The sequence below is a fragment of the Flavobacterium pisciphilum genome, assembly GCF_020905345.1.
GTDB classification, from domain to species: Bacteria; Bacteroidota; Bacteroidia; order Flavobacteriales; family Flavobacteriaceae; genus Flavobacterium; species Flavobacterium pisciphilum.
Genome location: NZ_JAJJMO010000001.1, coordinates 2,338,147 through 2,355,118, shown reverse-complemented (window position 1 = coordinate 2,355,118; position 16,972 = coordinate 2,338,147). Strand labels below are relative to the sequence as shown.

At 31.8% G+C, this 16,972-nt stretch carries 15 protein-coding genes; 9 read left to right on the top strand and 6 right to left on the bottom strand.

The features are described from left to right. Positions 1–238 precede the first annotated feature (238 nt). From LNQ49_RS09860 to gldD, 3 genes are read left to right on the top strand one after another with little or no spacing between them, the layout of a single operon-like run. Positions 239–679, top strand: coding sequence for a single-stranded DNA-binding protein (locus tag LNQ49_RS09860; protein WP_129539872.1), 441 nt, complete (start codon positions 239–241; stop codon positions 677–679). A 23-nt stretch (positions 680–702) separates the two neighbouring features. Then, positions 703–1,998, top strand: a complete 1,296-nt coding sequence (locus LNQ49_RS09855; RefSeq protein ID WP_229988601.1) for a gliding motility-associated protein GldE — start codon at positions 703–705, stop codon at positions 1,996–1,998. Between the two features lie 5 nt (positions 1,999–2,003). Continuing rightward, positions 2,004–2,567, top strand: a complete 564-nt coding sequence (gldD, locus tag LNQ49_RS09850) for a gliding motility lipoprotein GldD (protein ID WP_229988600.1) — start codon at positions 2,004–2,006, stop codon at positions 2,565–2,567. 74 nt (positions 2,568–2,641) lie between these two features. Here gldD and LNQ49_RS09845 read toward each other — a convergent pair whose 3' ends face one another. Beyond that, positions 2,642–3,022: a heavy-metal-associated domain-containing protein gene (locus LNQ49_RS09845; protein ID WP_229988599.1), complete on the bottom strand. Its 381-nt coding sequence runs from the start codon at positions 3,020–3,022 to the stop codon at positions 2,642–2,644. A 104-nt stretch (positions 3,023–3,126) separates the two neighbouring features. On the opposite strand from LNQ49_RS09845, the gene LNQ49_RS09840 reads away from it, so the two are divergent. Continuing rightward, positions 3,127–3,993: a DMT family transporter gene (locus LNQ49_RS09840; RefSeq protein ID WP_229988598.1), complete on the top strand. Its 867-nt coding sequence runs from the start codon at positions 3,127–3,129 to the stop codon at positions 3,991–3,993. A gap of 192 nt (positions 3,994–4,185) precedes the next feature. Here the strand turns inward: LNQ49_RS09840 and LNQ49_RS09835 are convergent, their stop codons facing one another. Then, positions 4,186–6,234: a M16 family metallopeptidase gene (locus tag LNQ49_RS09835; protein WP_428978337.1), complete on the bottom strand. Its 2,049-nt coding sequence runs from the start codon at positions 6,232–6,234 to the stop codon at positions 4,186–4,188. Between the two features lie 13 nt (positions 6,235–6,247). Next, a complete protein-coding gene (locus tag LNQ49_RS09830; protein WP_229988597.1) occupies positions 6,248–7,570 on the bottom strand; it encodes a M16 family metallopeptidase in 1,323 nt (440 codons plus the stop codon). A 270-nt stretch (positions 7,571–7,840) separates the two neighbouring features. On the opposite strand from LNQ49_RS09830, the gene rplU reads away from it, so the two are divergent. The 4 genes from rplU (at position 7,841) to LNQ49_RS09810 (ending at position 11,461) form a co-directional block, all read left to right on the top strand. Then, positions 7,841–8,275 (top strand): 50S ribosomal protein L21, encoded by a 435-nt coding sequence (gene rplU / locus LNQ49_RS09825; RefSeq protein ID WP_229988595.1) that lies wholly within the window; start codon positions 7,841–7,843, stop codon positions 8,273–8,275. 24 nt (positions 8,276–8,299) lie between these two features. After that, positions 8,300–8,560: a 50S ribosomal protein L27 gene (gene rpmA, locus LNQ49_RS09820; RefSeq protein WP_025539465.1), complete on the top strand. Its 261-nt coding sequence runs from the start codon at positions 8,300–8,302 to the stop codon at positions 8,558–8,560. A 192-nt stretch (positions 8,561–8,752) separates the two neighbouring features. After that, the gene (locus tag LNQ49_RS09815; RefSeq protein WP_229988594.1) at positions 8,753–10,045 is read left to right on the top strand and encodes a hypothetical protein; all 1,293 of its coding nucleotides are present in this window, start codon (positions 8,753–8,755) and stop codon (positions 10,043–10,045) included. Between the two features lie 45 nt (positions 10,046–10,090). Beyond that, entirely contained in the window at positions 10,091–11,461 is a 1,371-nt protein-coding gene (locus tag LNQ49_RS09810; protein WP_229988593.1) for a hypothetical protein, read from the top strand. Here LNQ49_RS09810 and LNQ49_RS09805 read toward each other — a convergent pair. Beyond that, positions 11,458–12,015: an AAA family ATPase gene (locus tag LNQ49_RS09805; protein ID WP_229988592.1), complete on the bottom strand. Its 558-nt coding sequence runs from the start codon at positions 12,013–12,015 to the stop codon at positions 11,458–11,460. The genes LNQ49_RS09810 and LNQ49_RS09805 overlap by 4 nt on opposite strands. A gap of 435 nt (positions 12,016–12,450) precedes the next feature. On the opposite strand from LNQ49_RS09805, the gene LNQ49_RS09800 reads away from it, so the two are divergent. Further along, on the top strand, positions 12,451–13,527 hold the full coding sequence (locus LNQ49_RS09800; RefSeq protein ID WP_229988591.1) for a calcium:cation antiporter: 1,077 nt from the start codon (positions 12,451–12,453) through the stop codon (positions 13,525–13,527). A gap of 159 nt (positions 13,528–13,686) precedes the next feature. On the opposite strand, the gene LNQ49_RS09795 is transcribed toward LNQ49_RS09800, so the two are convergent. Both LNQ49_RS09795 and LNQ49_RS09790 read right to left on the bottom strand, forming a co-directional pair. Then, positions 13,687–16,098: an ABC transporter permease gene (locus LNQ49_RS09795; protein ID WP_229988590.1), complete on the bottom strand. Its 2,412-nt coding sequence runs from the start codon at positions 16,096–16,098 to the stop codon at positions 13,687–13,689. Next, entirely contained in the window at positions 16,092–16,817 is a 726-nt protein-coding gene (locus LNQ49_RS09790; protein WP_229988589.1) for an ABC transporter ATP-binding protein, read from the bottom strand. Before LNQ49_RS09790 ends, LNQ49_RS09795 begins: the two co-directional genes overlap by 7 nt. Between the last annotated feature and the right edge of the window lie 155 nt (positions 16,818–16,972).

The window sequence follows — 16,972 nt, the reverse complement described above, 5'->3', positions numbered from 1 at the left end:
AGAATTTTATGACAAACATAGTTTTTTTATTTTATCTTCACAAAAAATTATTAAAACTTTTATGACAGCATTTTTAAATGCATTTATTTGAAGGCTGTAAGTAATGGAATAAAATTTAAAACAAGTTAAGTTTAAGTTGTTTGAAAATAGGTCCTTTTTCAATTCATAAATTTTATCGAAAGAGAATAAAATAAGTTTCTAAAAAAATGTATCTTTGATAGAAATACAATAGTAAGTCATGAACGGAACATTAAATAAAGTGATGTTGATAGGTCATTTAGGTGACGATGTAAAAATGCATTATTTTGATGGTGGAAATTGCATAGGGCGATTTCAATTGGCAACTAATGAGGTTTATATAAATAAAACTACCAACGAGAAGATTACTTCTACTGAGTGGCATAATTTGGTAGTGCGTAATAAAGCGGCAGAGATTTGTGAAAAATATTTGTCTAAAGGAGATAAGATATATATCGAAGGTCGGATAAAGTCGCGCCAATGGCAAGCCGAAGATGGCTCAACGAAACATACGACCGAGATTCAGGTAACTGAGTTCACTTTCTTGACAACTAAAAAAGAGACTGAAGGACAGAAGCAGAATCCTTCTTCAGAATCCTCAAAAAACACTAACTTTGACGCTTCGAATGATGGCTTACCTATAAATGATTTGCCATTCTGATTGTTTAACTAATTCTATTTAATTTGGACCCAGAGCCCAGTTTATACGTTACGAACCTCTTAGATACCAACCTGATTGTTGGATTTCTTGGAATTTTTATTTTACTTTTTTGTTCGGCCATAGTTTCAGGTGCCGAAGTAGCACTTTTTTCGTTGTCTCAAAAAGATATTGATGAGGCATTACAACAAAACGTATCCAAAGGAAGAATTATTTCTAATCTTTTGGATAAACCCAAAAAACTTTTAGCAACACTTCTTGTAGCCAATAATTTTATTAATATTGGAGTTGTTATTTTATTCTCCTTTGTGGGTAGAGATATTTTTGGAGCAGTGATTTCACCAGTATTGAAATTTGTTTTGGAAGTAATTCTAGTTACTTCTTTAATATTGTTGTTTGGTGAAGTTTTGCCAAAGGTTTATGCAAGTCGTAATAATCTTAAATTTGCGCAACGTGTAGCATATCCACTAGCTTTGTTGGATAAATTACTTTCTCCTATCAGTCTGCCAATGCGTTCAGCAACTATTTATTTACATAATAAATTGGGGAAACAAAAAACTAGTTTTTCGGTAGGTCAGCTATCTCAAGCTTTAGAGCTTACTGATTCTGAAGACACTTCTACAGAAGAACAAAAAATATTAGAAGGAATTGTTTCTTTCGGAAATACAGATACAAAGCAGGTAATGAGTCCGAGAATTGATATTTTCGCATTAGAGATTTCGGAGCCTTTTGAAGCTATCTATCCTAAAATTATTGAGAAGGGCTATTCTAGGATTCCAGTTTACAGAGATAATATTGATCAGATAGAAGGAGTTTTGTTTGTAAAAGACTTACTTCCGTATATAGATAAGAAAGATTTTGATTGGGCTACGCTTATTAGAGAGCCGTTTTTTGTGCCAGAGAATAAGAAGTTAGATAACTTGTTAAAAGATTTTCAGAGTATGAAAAGCCATTTAGCAATCGTTGTTGATGAATATGGAGGAACTTCGGGATTGGTCTCTTTAGAAGATGTGATTGAAGAAATTGTTGGAGATATTAGTGATGAGTTTGATGACGAACACATTAATTTTTCTCAAATCGATGAAAAGAATTACCTATTTGAAGGAAAGATAAATCTTAAAGACTTTTATAGAATTATAGATGTAGACGAAGATTTATTTGAGATACAAAAAGGAGAAGCGGAAACATTGGGTGGTTTTATTTTAGAAATTATTGGAAATTTTCCAAAGAAAAATCAAAAAATTGCTTTCCAAAATTGTGTTTTCACAATAGAATCCGTTGACAGTAAAAGGATTAAACAAATAAAAGTAACAATAGAATAATAAAAATGCTTAAAAAATCAATTGCCATTATTACGTTTTTTATCATAACGTTGACTGTAGTAAGTTGCAAGGATGATGTTGTGCCTAAGCCTGCTAGTTATTTAAGACTAGATTATGCAGAAGCTAAATATGTGAATTTTGAAAATCAATGTCCTTACGCCTTTGAGATAAATGCAGATGCGGTTATAAAGGGAGAGAAAGATTGTGGGTTTATGATTTCATACCCAAAGATGAAAGCAACTATTTATCTTACTTATAAGCCAGTGAATAAGGATATTAATAAATTATTGAAAGATGCTCAAAAATTAACTTACGAGCATGTTATAAAAGCAGATGATATATTAGAACAGCCGTATTTAAACCCTAATAAAAAAGCATACGGTATGTTTTATCAAGTTGATGGAAATGCAGCTACAAACTCTCAATTTTATATCACAGATAGTGTAAAGCATTTTGTGACAGGTTCAGTTTACTTTTATGCTAAGCCAAATTTTGATTCAATTATGCCAGCAGCAAGTTATATTAAGAATGATATGCAGCATTTAATGGAAACCATTAAGTGGAAATAATTAGAAAAATAAACATATAAAAAAAGAGCATTCATAACGAATGCTCTTTTTTTATGTCATTAAAAATCGTTTAATTACGATTTCATGTTTAAAACTTTATATGTTTTTCCGTCACCAGTTGCTTGAACTATTTTAGTTAAGTTGTCTGGATTCTGTACAGTTTTATCAAAAGTTACGGTAGCTGTTTTTGTTTCAAAATCTACTTTCGCATCTTGCACGCCATCAAGGTCAGATAATTCGCTTTCGATAGTTTTTGCACATCCCATTGCACAAGTCATTCCTTCGATATTAAAACTTGCAGTTTGAACATTTTGAGCTGCAATCTCTTTGTGTACTTTTGGAGTAGCTGCTTCAGTAGTTGTTGCTGCTGTTGCGTTTTCCGTTTCATTCTTTTTACAGCTTATGAACAAAAGGCTAGCAATTGCCAAAGCTGCGATTGATTTTACGATTTTCATATTGTTTTGTTTTAATAGTTTAGAACAGGATTTGTTTGCAAAATTAATAAAAAACGAATGGGGAATTCATAAATTTATTACAATTTTGCTGTAAAACAGGTATTATGGGATCAAAACAATTAAAGTGGGTTTACTTAACAGTATTGGCCTTGGTTTGGGGGAGTTCTTTTATTTTGATAAAAAAAGGGCTAATAGGTTTAACTGCTATTCAATTGGGGTCTTTGCGAATTATTTTTGCAGCTTTGTTTTTGTTATTGGTAGGTTTTAAAAGTTTAGCTAAAATCCCGAAACATCAATGGAAATTTATTGCACTAACCTCATTTTTTGGGACGTTTACACCTGCTTATCTTTTTGCTATTGCCGAAACTGAAATCGATAGTTCGATTACGGCAATCCTTAATTCATTAACCCCATTAAACACATTAATAATAGGAGCTGTCATTTTTGGAATACAATTTCAGAGAAGACAAGTTATTGGCGTTTTTATTGGTTTGATTGGATGTTTGCTTTTGGTTTTTAATGGCGCGATAAGTCATCCAGAACAGAATTATTATTATGCTATTTTGGTAGTGGTAGCCTCTCTTTGTTATGCGATAAACGTAAACTTGATAAAAAGATACTTGTCAGATTTAAGTTCGTTAAGTATCACTACAGGGAATTTTATGGTGCTATTGGTTCCGGCGATTGTAATTTTGAGCTTCACGGGTTTTCATGATGTAATGTATGATGAAAAAGTACAGCACTCTATTTTATTTATAATCATCCTAGGAGTAGTGGGAACGGGTATCGCAAATGTTTTGTTCTTTAAATTGATACAAATGTCATCTCCAGTATTTGCAACTTCGGTGACTTATTTGATTCCGATAATAGCTTTCTTTTGGGGATTTCTGGATAATGAAATGCTTACGCCAATACAGCTTTTGGGAGCTTTTATTGTTTTGATAGGAGTTTATCTCTCGGCGAAAAAATAAGATCTTTCTTTTGTGAAATGTCAGCTGTAAGATCGGAGAGGTAAAAAGGGGGTTGTAGATTTTGAGTTTTTTTTCAAAAAAAATAAGGTTTGCCAAAATTCAAAACTTTGACAAACCTTATTGGTAGTTATTCTGAACGAAGTTGAAAAGTTATTTTTTTAGTCTTTTCAGCTTTGAATCTTAAAAGAGAGATTATAGGAAATCTTTATCAGTAACTCCTTCGTTAATTTTTACTTCTGACATTTTGATGTTCAATTCAAAACCTACATTTTGAACAATGTTAAAAGGAATTTTAACTCCTTTTACTTCTTTGTAATCACCAAAATTTGTAGTCTGTGTTATTGATTTTCCTGCTTGTTCAGCTATTTTAGATTCAGCAACTTTTAATCCAGATTTTGTATCGAAAAAATAAGTTGTTTTACCGTCCTTGATAGCATAAGCATCATTGTTATTGATTGGTTCAATACGGTCAATTATTAACCCGTCTTTTTTAGAAAGTTGTAGTTCTTCAAAAGGAACTGCACTTGCTTTCATATCAGCTAGGTCTTTACCTTCAAGGTTTTTTCTTTGTCCTTGTTGTTCGATATAAGCTTCTTTTTCGTTAACAACCTGCTTCATTAAGTTCATAGGTCCCATAGCTAGTGAAACCATCATTTTTCCTTTAGCATCCATTTTAGAAGTGAACGTTAATGGAGATGGAGCTTGAGGGATAGTTGTTGATCCTAGCATTGAAATTGTTTTCACAGAAGTAACGGCTTTTTCTCCACCAATAGCTTTTATGTAGTTGTCAAAAACACTTTTAGCAGTTATTCCTTTAGGAACTTCTTTCTTTAATGATGGTTTTTCTGTTGGATTGGCATATTTGTCAAAATAACTAATTGGAATGTTTAGTTTTTCTAAGCCAGGAATCACTTCAGATCCTTTTCCAGTGATAACAATTCTCATGTTGTCAATAAGGAAATATTTGTTAGCTACGCGAAGTATTTCATCAGCAGTTACGTTATTGATGTTTTGAATGTATTTTTCATAAAAGTCTTTTGGAAGATTTTCAGTTTCTATATTCAATGCATATCTAGCTACTGTTTGAGGTTTTTCTACCTGCATAACAAATCTACCAATATATCCAGCTTTAACTGTTTTTAAAATTTCCTCTGAAACTTTTTCAGTTCTGATTCTTTTTATTTCTTTTACAAATTCAGTTACAGCGCTATCAGTTACGGCATTTCTTACCGCTGAAGCTGCTTTAAATTTAGATGTGTATTTTCCGCTTCCTAGATTAGAACCAGCTCCGTATGTCCATGCGTGAGCTTCACGTAAGTTCATGTTTAAATAGCTGTTGAAGTCACCTCCTAAAATTTGATTAGCTATTACAGCAGGGAAAAAATCAGGATCACTCATTTTTAAATTTACTGTGTTTACCAATGCAATTTCTGATTGTACAGCATTTGGAACATCAACAAAATTAATTTGTAGTTGAGCTACGTTTGCTGGATTAGGGTAGGTTTCTTTTGGCTGTGTTCTTTTTTCCCACTTTCCAAAAAGTTTTTCTACAGCAGCTTTAGTTTCTTTGAATTTAATATCTCCAATAATTACTAAATACGCATTTTCAGGAACGAAATGACTCTTGTAGTTGTTTTCTACGTCAGCTAGAGTTACATTTTTAAGAGTCTCTTCTGTGATAAATTCTCCTGAAGGATGATTTTTTCCAAAAGCTAATGCATCAACAACTCTATTTTCGATTGCAGGAACACTTTTCTCGTCGGCTTTAAGACCTTCTTGTAGTTTTGCTTTTTCTTTGTCAAATTCAGCTTGTGTAAAATTCGGTTGTAAAGCACCTTCAGCTAAAAGTTCAAGGATTCGCCCTGAGTATTTAGAAAGTGAAGTTCCGAAAGCACCTTGAGAACTAAAATTGATACGAGCTCCGTAAAAATCTATTTCTTCATTAAAGGCTTCTTTGTTCGTTTTTTTTGTTCCATCCCCAATCATGCTGCTTGTTAGCTGATCAACACCTTTTTTGTTTCCTTCTACAAACGGAGCGTTGTCTAGAGTTAAGTTGAAGCTTACTCTAGGTAGTTTGTGGTTTTCTACAACTAAAACTTTCATTCCATTTGGTAAAACAAAGGTTTGAGGTTTTTTGATGTTTACTACGGGCGAAGTACCTGGTTTAGGCTGCGGACGATCTTGTGCTTGCATAATTCCTGTTACGAATAATAGGATTAAAATAATTTTTCTTTTTTTCATGATTCTAAGAGTCTTAATTTTGTGCCTTTGTAGTAGGAACGTAGTCTAAAATTAAACGTTGATTAGGATTTAGATATTTTTTTGCAACATCTCTAATTTCTTCTCTAGTGATAGAGTGATAGAGGTCAATTTCAGTATTTATAAGGTTTACATCGCCATAAAGTAGGTAGAAGCTAGCTAGATTTTCGGCAATTCCCTCTACAGTTGAGTTAGAGTTAACATAATTGTTATCAAACTTATTTTGTAGTTTTTCGTAATCTTTCTCAGAGATTAAGTTGGTTTGAAGTTTTATAATCTCTTCATCGATTTCTTTTAATAAATCGTCAGATGTAAATGGTTTCATTGGTAAGCCATATAAAATGTACATACCGTAATCTTCTTGACTGAAACCAACAGCTCCAATTTGTAAAGCCATTTTTTTATCGTCAACTATTTTTTTATAAAGTTTAGAACTTTTACCATCACTTAAATAAGAAGAGATTAAATCTAAAACTCTTGCATCTCTAGTTTTCATAGATGGAGTACGGTAAGAAGCTACAAGCATTGGGATTTGAATGTTTGGATCTTCGTATTTAGCTTTGATAGGTTGAGTAATAGGTTCTTCTGTAAAAGTTTGTTTTTGCAGTTTCTCACCTCTTTTAATAGGTCCAAAGTATTTTTGAATCCATTCTTTTGTTTTTGCTTTGTCAAAATCTCCAGCAATTACTAAAACGGAATTGTTTGGTGTGTAGAATTTTTTATTAAAAGCTTTAAATTCGTCAAGAGTTGCTGCATCTAGATCTTTCATAGATCCAATTGTAGTCCAACGATATGGGTGATTCTTGAACATGTTTTTCTTTACCTCAGGAAGAATGTTTCCGTAAGGTTGGTTGTCATAACGGGTTCTTTTTTCCTCTTTCACAACTTCGTTCTGAGTGTCAACTCCGATTTTGTTTATTACAGGGTGCATTAATCTCTCAGATTCCATCCATAATGCCAATTCTAAATTGTTAGAAGGGAAAACTTCATAGTAATACGTTCGGTCGTCAGATGTGTTGGCGTTATTGGTTCCGCCATTGGCAGTCACAATTTTCATCCATTCACCACGTTTTATGTTTTCTGTTCCTTCAAATAATAAATGTTCGAAAAAATGCGCAAATCCAGTTCTGTCTGGAGTTTCGTCTTTTGACCCGACATGGTACATTACTGAGGTTACGACTACAGGTGCCGAAGAATCGTTGTGCAGAATAACGTGCATGCCGTTATCTAAATCGTATTCTTCAAAAGCTACTTTTTGAGCTGAAGCTACTCCACCTAACATAAGTGCTGCAGTTAGCATAATTATTGGATTTTTCATAAAGGTTAATAATTTTTTTATTACACTTAAATAAGTATGATTAATTAGAAATAGTTACACCAAAAATAACTTTTTTTGATTAAGAATAGTAAAATGGTACCTTTTTTGATTCTTTTTTAACAGTATTTTACTACATTGATAATTTTGAGTCAATCGAAAACTATTGAAATAGAGGGATTAAAGAGTATTGAATATTTTTACTTTAAGAAATTGCACAGTAAATTATTAATTGTATATTTGCAACCTTAAAAATCAATAAATCAATTTGGTATGTATGCAATCGTAGAGATAGCAGGGCAACAATTCAAAGTAAGCAAAGACTTAAAGGTTTATGTTCACAGATTAGCTAATGAAGAAGGTTCAAAAGTTTCTTTTGACAAAGTTCTTTTATTAGATGATAATGGGAATGTTACTTTAGGCGCCCCAGCTATAGAAGGTGCTTCTGTAGAAGCTAAAGTGTTACAACACTTAAAAGGAGACAAAGTAATCATCTTCAAAAAGAAAAGAAGAAAAGGTTACAAAAAGAGAAATGGTCACAGACAATATCTTACTCAAATTGTAATTGAAGGTATTACTGCAGCAGGAGGAACTAAAAAAGCAGCGGCTAAAAAAGCAGTTGTAGCAGAAGAAGTAGCTACTGAAGTAGAAGCTCCTAAAGCGAAAAAAGCAGCTCCAAAAGCAAAAAAAGAAGCTACTAAAGAATAATAACAATATTTAAACTCATACGTCATGGCTCACAAGAAAGGTGTCGGTAGTTCGAAGAATGGTAGAGAATCAGAATCAAAACGTTTAGGCGTTAAGATTTTTGGAGGACAAGCTGCTATTGCTGGGAACATCATCGTTAGACAAAGAGGTTCAAAACATAATCCAGGTGAAAACGTTTACATCAGTAAAGATCATACTTTACATGCAAAGGTTGATGGAGTTGTAAAGTTCCAAAAGAAAAGAGATAATAAATCATACGTTTCTATACTTCCATTCGAAGCATAATAACTAAGATTATATATTATTACAAAACCCGTTCGCTTAGCGAACGGGTTTTTTGTTTTTAGGATATTAATTATGTTGGTTGATTAAGAGTCTGTACTTGTTTTTGTAATCTTTTTGTGTTAAATGTTGTTCAGCTCCTGATTCGTATGAATTTATTATTAGTATTTTTGACTTGATAAATCTGTTTTAGTTTTGAAAAGAATAATATTACTTCTGTTGTTTTTCTGTACTAGCCTGTATGCGAGAACTACTCCTGAAAATACGGCTAGCCAAATTGTATTATTAAATGACGCCCAAAAAAATGTACTTTATGAGTTTGCTATTCTGCAGAAAAGTGGCTCTGATAGTGAGTTGTATTGGCTGAAACATAAAGACCAATTTCCTGCTTTCAATAATCATGTACGAGATGTAATAGCCAAGGAAATCTTTCTGAATTCTCATGTGGTGTATACCCCAGAAAAAAATTCTTCTATCGAATTATGGATGCAAGCACAATCGCTTACAAATTGGATGTTGTATTTGGCAACATTCATTGCTATATGTGCAGTAATGGGGTTGTTACGTAATTATTGGAGTTTGATAATTAAGATACTCATAAAGCAATTTGAACCATTGTTTAAGGTGTTGTTTTCGGAAGTTTTGTTAACTTATGAGTTACTGCTGATTGGTGGTGGTCTTGTTTTTTTAGGGAGCAATGTCACAGATATGGTTCTGCGTACGGTACTCATACATCTTGGGTTGTTTTTGTTGTGGAGTCAATCAACAGCTTTGTTTACAAAAGAATATCTTGTTAGGAGGTATATTTATGAGATAAAAAATAATTTTTGGGAGAATAATAAATGGAAAGTAGTAAAGACAATTTGTTTTCCTGCAATTATTATAGCAGCTGCTATTTTGTATGTGCTCTATAAAGTGCCTGAAGATAAGTTGTATTATTATGAGGTTGTTGTAGTAAGTCTTGTTGCTATTTATGCTTTGCCAATTTGGCGTCCACTTGAAAAATATATATATCCAGTCTTGATTCCTTATAAAGATGCTCGTGTTGAAAGAAGTATTTACTCATTAGCAACAGGTACAGTTTTGGCCTTATTAGTTGATGGAGTGTTCTTGTATCAATCGAGCGTTGTCTTGTCTTATTTTGTAACTGCATTGACATCTTTATTGATAACGTCATTTCTGATTCTGTCACTAAAAATTAATTATAAGAATAGTTATAAGAATTATATTTACTTGCAATTAGTCACTGTTCCATTCTTGTTTTTTATTCTAATCTATAGTTTTTATACTCAATCAGCAGAAATGATATGGATATCATTAATTGGGGTGTGTATTTTTATAATTATTAAATACTGGGAAATTGTGATGTTTTATTTTAACTGGGATAGGAGAAATCGTAAATGGGCATGGGGTTTTCTAGGAATGGCAGTATTGTTATGGTTACTAGCTAAAGGTATTCTGTATATTTTACACCAATATTATATATGATTTAGTCATGTAGAACTTTGATTAATTAAAGAAAAGAGAATCTTTATGAATACAAAACTTTGGGAAGAAATTCTAAAATTCAGTTTTGATCATCCAAATGAATCGTATGGATTTTCGATAAGACTTGCATTAAAAAATAATTGGACAATATATTTTACACAAAAGGCAATACTTGAATATAAGAAATTTATGTTTTTGGCAGCAACTAATAATGAAATGGTTTCGCCTTCTGAAATTGTTGATATTGTTTGGCATCAACATCTTATTTTTACAAAATCGTATTCTGATTTATGTAGTTTGTTGTCAAAAAGAATAGAACATATTCCATCAACGCATAATATATCTGAAGTTGAGAAATTTAAAAAAGCAAAAGAAAGAACAAAAGAGTTGTATGAAATTGCCTTTGGAGTTCAGCCATTAGAATTTTGGGATTATGAAAATGAACTTGATACTTTGAATCTGAGCAATAGTAAATTTAGGGTCGCAAGGCTTAAAAAAATATTCCCGAGATTTTTTGTACTTGTTTGTATACCAATTTATTTTATGATTTATCCCATTTTAATTAAGATAGATAATCCTGATTTTTTAACCTATTATGTTCTGTTTTTTGCTTTAGTGATTTTGTCTTTGGAGTTGTTTGCTAGAATTAATTTTAAATCAATTTTTGATAAAATTAAATCGAATTTAATTTTATCAAACTTGAGTCCTTTTGAATTGGTTTTTCTTAAAGAGAGTAAATTAGAAGCTGTTATTCATGGGGCTGTAAATAATTTAATTAAGAATGGGAAAATTGAAATTTTAGCAAATAATAGACTGAATTTAATTGATAAAAAGTTTACAGATAATGATTATGAAAATTGTATTATCATAATTATGAGTGGTTTCGAATCAATGCCTTATGTCCATTTATGCCAGTTATTGATAAAGAAGCCGGTATTTGAGCAGTTGCAAAATGCAGCTGATAGAATTAAGGAAAGAATTATTAATTCAAAAGAATTCATGTTTGTTGTAATTGTAACAATGATAACTTTAGGGGGAGCTTTGAGCGTAGGTGTTTGTAGGATTTTTGCAGGAATTTCAAGAGGTAAACCAGTAACATTCTTGGTGATTGTTGTTGTTATTTTGGTTTTGGTCTCAGTTTCTTACTTAGATAGAGTTTTAAAACTTTTGTTTGGTAATATAATACCTTTAAAAATTAAGGAAGAGAAGAAGAGTGAAGGATTTGAGAGTAATTGGGAATGGAATTATTTTATCTACGGGAATGTGCTGTTAACTAGTGCATTTGGTCCTTTGGTAAACAATATAAATGATGCTTCTTTAAGTCGTGATTTAAGTAAGGTGAATTCTGGAGGAAGCGCTTGTGGGAGTTCATGTGGAAGTTCTTGCGGAGGATGCGGAGGATGTGGAGGAGACTAATTTTGTGTTTTGTTTTCGATTATGGACAGGATAAAATCTACTCTTTCTTTTGGAGTTAATTTAGGTACTTCTATTAATTGGTAGTTACAGTTAATATAGGTGTTTGTCATTTCTTTGTAAGTGTCTATTGCTTCTTGAAAAGTTTGCTTACGTTCAGAATCTGTTTGGTATATGTTTTCCCAAGGAGGAAGAATGAATACAATTGGGTTATAGCGGTATTTTTTGGTAGCTTCTATGAGTTCTGTAGGAGGTTTTAATCCGATTAAGTTTGAGTATGCAAGAGTGTCTGGGATTCCTCGGTCAAAAAAGGTGATGTAAGAATTATTTTTGTTTTCTATAAAGGTTTTAATGGAATGCTTTAGCATTAATAATGTGAATTTTTCTTTGTCTGCCCAAGGTAATGCGTCTCCATTTGAAGCTACCTGCTCTTTGATTATGTCCCGAGCAACTTCGTCTATGCAATTATAATTTCTTCTTCTTAATTCTTCGATAATGGTTGTTTTGCCAGCGCCTGGGCCTCCAGTAATAGTAAATAGATTAATTGATTCTGTCATTTTTATTTATTTGATTGTTGTTAAATGAATTGTTAGTTGGTGTAAAATCTAGCTTTATTTTTGCAATACGAGAGAATTGCCATTGTGTAGAGTGAAATTTTATTTTTATCAATGTACTTTGATACGTGTTAATATTTAAATAAAATTTTATTTAAGTAAGGGTTTGAATATAAATATTAAAAAAAAGCTACTTGAATTTTAAAATAGTTTTTGAGATTCTTAAGGACTTGTTTATGAACTATTTTGTTTGCTATTTAAAGAGATGCGCTTAAAAGAAACAGTTGTAAAAGAGAGATTCGAGTAGTGTAGTATATTAAATATAATGCAGTTTTTTACTAATTTAAGTGAAAAAAGTTTTATATTGGGAAATAAAAGCCAATTTATGATAAAATATATTGGTAAAAAATAATTTACGAGTATTTATATATCAAAAAAATGAAACAATTACTTCAGTGGACAATCATTATTCCAGCACTATCCTGGGTTCTTTTTTTTAGCGGACTTGTTGACAATAGTAGCATCTTTCAAATAGTTGCAAGTGTACTACTTATCCTTAGTGTAATGTCGGCAGTACATCATTCAGAAATAATTGCAGAAAGAGTGGGAGAGCCATACGGGACCATAATTTTGGCTATATCGATAACGGTTATAGAGGTTTCGATTATTGTATCTTTAATGATGTCAGAAGGGGCAGAAGCCGCTTCGTTAGCTAGAGATACGGTTTATGCTGCAACGATGCTTATTCTTAATGGTATTATTGGTTTGTGTCTTCTAATAGGTGGTTTAAAACATTACGAGCAGAATTTTTCGCCTTCTTCTGTGACTATCGGTTTAGTTTCGCTAGTTTCGATTATAGTGTTTACATTAGTGTTCCCTACTTTTACTGAAAGTGTTTCGGGATCTTATTATTCAATACCACAACTTGTTTTTGCATCAGGAGCTTGTCTTGTTATTTATTCTTCTTTTCTGTTTGCACAGACTAGAAGATACCGACAATACTTTCTTACAATTGGTGCTGATGAAGATGAAGAGGTAGCAGAGCCTATTGCAATTAATAACAAGGTCTTTTTTACTAGTCTTATTTTTCTTATTGTGAGTTTGGGTATTGTAGTGTTGTTGGCAAAAACTCTTTCTCCTACAATCGAGGGTATTATTGTTAGTTATAGTTTGCCAAAAAGTTTAGTCGGGGTTGTAATTGCAGCAATAATATTATTACCAGAAGCAATTGCGGCTATCATAGCAGCAAGAAAGAATAGACTTCAAACTAGTATAAATTTGGCTTTGGGTTCAGCTTTGGCAAGTATCGGATTAACAATTCCTAGTGTTGCAGCAGTTTGTATTATGATGGATATGCCTATTATTTTAGGTCTTGATATTAAATCGATTGTTCTGTTAGCGTTATCGGTGTTTACTGTGATGCTGTCATTGAGTAAAGGTAAGTCTAACATTGTTTACGGAGTGGTGCTTCTAGTCAATTTGTTTGCCTTTGTATTTCTTATGATATATCCTTGATGATAAAAAAAATCTTTTTGAATGAGGATTATTTGAAAAGATTTACTGGTAATTTAAAACGATGGATTATAATAAAATTAAAATTCAATAAGATTTTTATAAAAATGAAAACTCCTTAAGAAATTAAGGAGTTTTTTTGTGGTTAATAATGGGGTTGTGTTATTCGTACTTTAAATATTTTAAAATATCAACTTTTGTTACTTGATAGGCTTTGGCAAGAACTATTGTTAGTGTCAAAAGTAATAATGAGATAAAGGCAATTATAAATGGCAGAATCGGAATGTCAATGCGGAAAGCAAAATTTTCAAGCCATTTTTTCAATAAAAAATAGGCAGGAATAATTCCAATTAGAAAACCGATTACGCAAAAAAGAACATATTGTTTGGATAATTCTTTTAACAAGAGAGAGGTTTCTGCACCGAGTGTTTTTCTAATTGCAATTTCACGCAATCTTCGTTCCATGGAGAAAGAAGCCAAAGCAAATAATCCAAACACAGCGATAAGAATAACAATGATATTTAGCAAAGAGAATAAAAGACTTTGGTTTTTATAGATGGTGTACTTTCTGGCAAAATTCTTATCTACAAAATTATATTCAAATGGATATTCCCCGTCTACTTTTGTTCTCCAAAATTTATCAAGATCGGCAATGGTTTTGGACATGTTTTGTGGAGCAATTTTAAAGGAAATATTATGTAAGTTTTCTTTTCTTACAACACTTGTTGTTAAATGCATAAAAATCATTGGGCTTATTCTATTCTCGAGTCCAAAATAATTGAAATCCTTTACGATACCTACCACTTTGTAGTTTTTTCCTCTCCAATTAATTACTTTATCTATTGGGTTGTTTTCTTGTATTATTTTAGCAGCAGTTTCATTTAATAAAACATTTGAAATTGTATCCGAAGAAAATTGATTACTTAAATCTCTTCCTTTTACTATTTTGATTCCTAGAATATCTAGTATTCCAAAATCAATTCCCATGCGCTGAATTAAAATTCCTTTGCTGTTTTTATAAGAAAAATTATCCCAAGAATTTTCATCACTGCCAATAGAAAACAACCCTGCTGAAACAGCTTCCACGCCCTTAATTTTTAATGCCTGTTGTTTTATAACTTTGTATCTATCATATTGGTTTCTGCCTTCTTTGACTTTAAAGATTACATCTATAACTTGTGCACCATTAAAACCTAAATCCTTCTCGGTCATAAATTTTACTTGTTGATAAACTATAAATGAACCAATAATAAAAAATGTAGCAATGGTAAATTGTAAGACTAGCATGCCATTTCGTAGCCATATTCCGTTTTTACTGCGGGAGAAATTTCCTTTTAAAACTTTTAAAGGTTCAAAATTAGATACATATATTGCAGGTAAAACTCCAGCAACAATAATTACAATTATAAAGATTAGTACGAGCTGAATATAAAATTGTGACCCTTCGAGTATAAGGTCTTTGCTTAAGAAAGAATTATAATAAGGTAAGGAGAGTTCTACGATCACTAATGCTAATAAAAGAGAAAATAGAGTGATTAATGCTGTTTCAAATACAAATTGAGTTATGATTTGTAATTTTCCTGCGCCAACAATCTTTCTTATTCCTACTTCCTTAGCTCTCTTTACTGCATTGGCTGTGGCTAAATTGATATAATTTACGATTGATAGTAATAAGATCAGAATGGATAATCCCATCAATATTCTTAAGAATTGTAAATTTCCACTCCCCTCAGGAAAAGGGTCGTTTCCTCTGTGTAGTCTGGTGTTGGGTAACGAAAGTAAACTTGATTTAACCGGATCGCCATACTTTTTGATATAATTTTCAACAGATAAGCCTTCTTGATTTGCTTGTACTTTTAAACACTTATCTATAAAGATGGTATTTAAGTCTTTGATGATAGACGTGGTGTCACTTTGCTTCTTTAGCTTAAGAATTAATCCAAAATTATAACTCCATTTATCTTTATTCTTTTCTAAATCCTCCTCGATTATAGTGGTTACTAGAGCAGGCATTACAGAAGATTTTTGGTTTAATCGATATACACCTCTTACGATAAATATTTTGTCTAAATACTTTACTTGTTTGTTCATGGGGTTTTCATTCCCAAATAATCGAGAAGCAGTTTCTTTAGATAGCGCAATGCTGTTGCGATCCTTAAGAGCTGTTTTTCCATTGCCATGAATAAATTCGTAAGGGAAGAAAGTAAAAAAGGTGCTTTGTGCAGTGTAAATGTTGTCGATTAATTCCCGTTTCTCTTTATAAGTAATGGTTTCTTTATAATATTCAACTTGAGTGTAGCAATAACTTTCTAAAGCTGGAGAAATCATTTTTAGTATTGGTGCGCTGGTTGCTGGATTTACTGACCAGATGTTTCCTTCTCCAATATCATTCATAACCGAATATATCTTATCCTTGTTGGGATTCCATTGGTCGTAAGAATGCTCGTTATTCCAATATAATATGGCAAAAATTAGCCCAGCAATCCCAATGCTCAATCCTAAAACATTCAAAGCAGTAAAGAACTTGTTGTCTTTGATGTGGTAGATAAATATGTTGATCCAGTTTTTTAGCATGATGTTAGTTTTTTAGAGTTTGCTACAAATACATCAACATTCCTATTGTTTATTTTTTCTGAAAGTATAATTCCGTCTCTCATCAAAATTGTTTTTTGAGAATAAGAAGCGTCATAATCAGAGTGAGTTACCATTAAGATTGTTGCACCATTGGCATGTAAATCGGTAAGTAGTTCCATTACCTCATTTCCATTTTTGCTATCTAGATTTCCTGTAGGTTCGTCGGCAAGGATTATTTTGGGATTGTTAATTAAGGCTCTTGCAACAGCAACACGTTGTTGCTGGCCGCCAGATAGTTGTTGAGGGTAATGTTTTAGGCGATGTGTGATATTTAATTTATTGGCAATTTCATTCACTTTTGTTTTTCTTTCGGCTGCAGGAACGTTGTTGTAAATTAATGGTAATTCGATATTGTCATAAACTGATATTTCATCGATTAAATTAAAGTTTTGAAAAATGAAACCAATGTTCTCTTTTCTTGCTTTTGATCTTAGTTTTTCTTTTAGACCAACCATTTCTTGATCAAGTAGTAGATAACTTCCGCTAGAAGCGCTGTCTAGTAATCCAACAATGTTTAATAAAGTCGATTTTCCACTTCCGGATGGTCCCATGATTGAGACAAAATCACCTTGGTTGATGGTTAATGATATTTCACTTAATGCGTTGGTTTCTAATTCTTCGGTTCTAAATATTTTTGAAAGCTTTTTAATAATAATCATGGTTGATTTTTTTAGTGATTAAGGTTTTTTCATTTTTTGTCATTAAAGCAAAAGAAACGCGTCTGTAAATTAAGATATTTCACAATGTAATTTATAGCTATTTATTTTGTTATTTTTACTTTCGAAAGAGGTTAGTAATTAATGATTTACAAGCT

Coding starts and splice junctions, on each gene's coding strand:
- LNQ49_RS09860 (WP_129539872.1), top strand. CDS start 239: ATGAACGGAACATTAAATAAAGTGATGTTGATAGGTCATTTAGGTGAC.
- gldD (WP_229988600.1), top strand. CDS start 2,004: ATGCTTAAAAAATCAATTGCCATTATTACGTTTTTTATCATAACGTTG.
- LNQ49_RS09845 (WP_229988599.1), bottom strand. CDS start 3,022: ATGAAAATCGTAAAATCAATCGCAGCTTTGGCAATTGCTAGCCTTTTG.
- LNQ49_RS09810 (WP_229988593.1), top strand. CDS start 10,091: ATGAATACAAAACTTTGGGAAGAAATTCTAAAATTCAGTTTTGATCAT.
- rplU (WP_229988595.1), top strand. CDS start 7,841: ATGTATGCAATCGTAGAGATAGCAGGGCAACAATTCAAAGTAAGCAAA.
- LNQ49_RS09800 (WP_229988591.1), top strand. CDS start 12,451: ATGAAACAATTACTTCAGTGGACAATCATTATTCCAGCACTATCCTGG.
- LNQ49_RS09790 (WP_229988589.1), bottom strand. CDS start 16,817: ATGATTATTATTAAAAAGCTTTCAAAAATATTTAGAACCGAAGAATTA.
- LNQ49_RS09830 (WP_229988597.1), bottom strand. CDS start 7,570: ATGAAAAATCCAATAATTATGCTAACTGCAGCACTTATGTTAGGTGGA.
- LNQ49_RS09805 (WP_229988592.1), bottom strand. CDS start 12,015: ATGACAGAATCAATTAATCTATTTACTATTACTGGAGGCCCAGGCGCT.
- LNQ49_RS09840 (WP_229988598.1), top strand. CDS start 3,127: ATGGGATCAAAACAATTAAAGTGGGTTTACTTAACAGTATTGGCCTTG.
- LNQ49_RS09795 (WP_229988590.1), bottom strand. CDS start 16,098: ATGCTAAAAAACTGGATCAACATATTTATCTACCACATCAAAGACAAC.
- rpmA (WP_025539465.1), top strand. CDS start 8,300: ATGGCTCACAAGAAAGGTGTCGGTAGTTCGAAGAATGGTAGAGAATCA.
- LNQ49_RS09835 (WP_428978337.1), bottom strand. CDS start 6,234: ATGAAAAAAAGAAAAATTATTTTAATCCTATTATTCGTAACAGGAATT.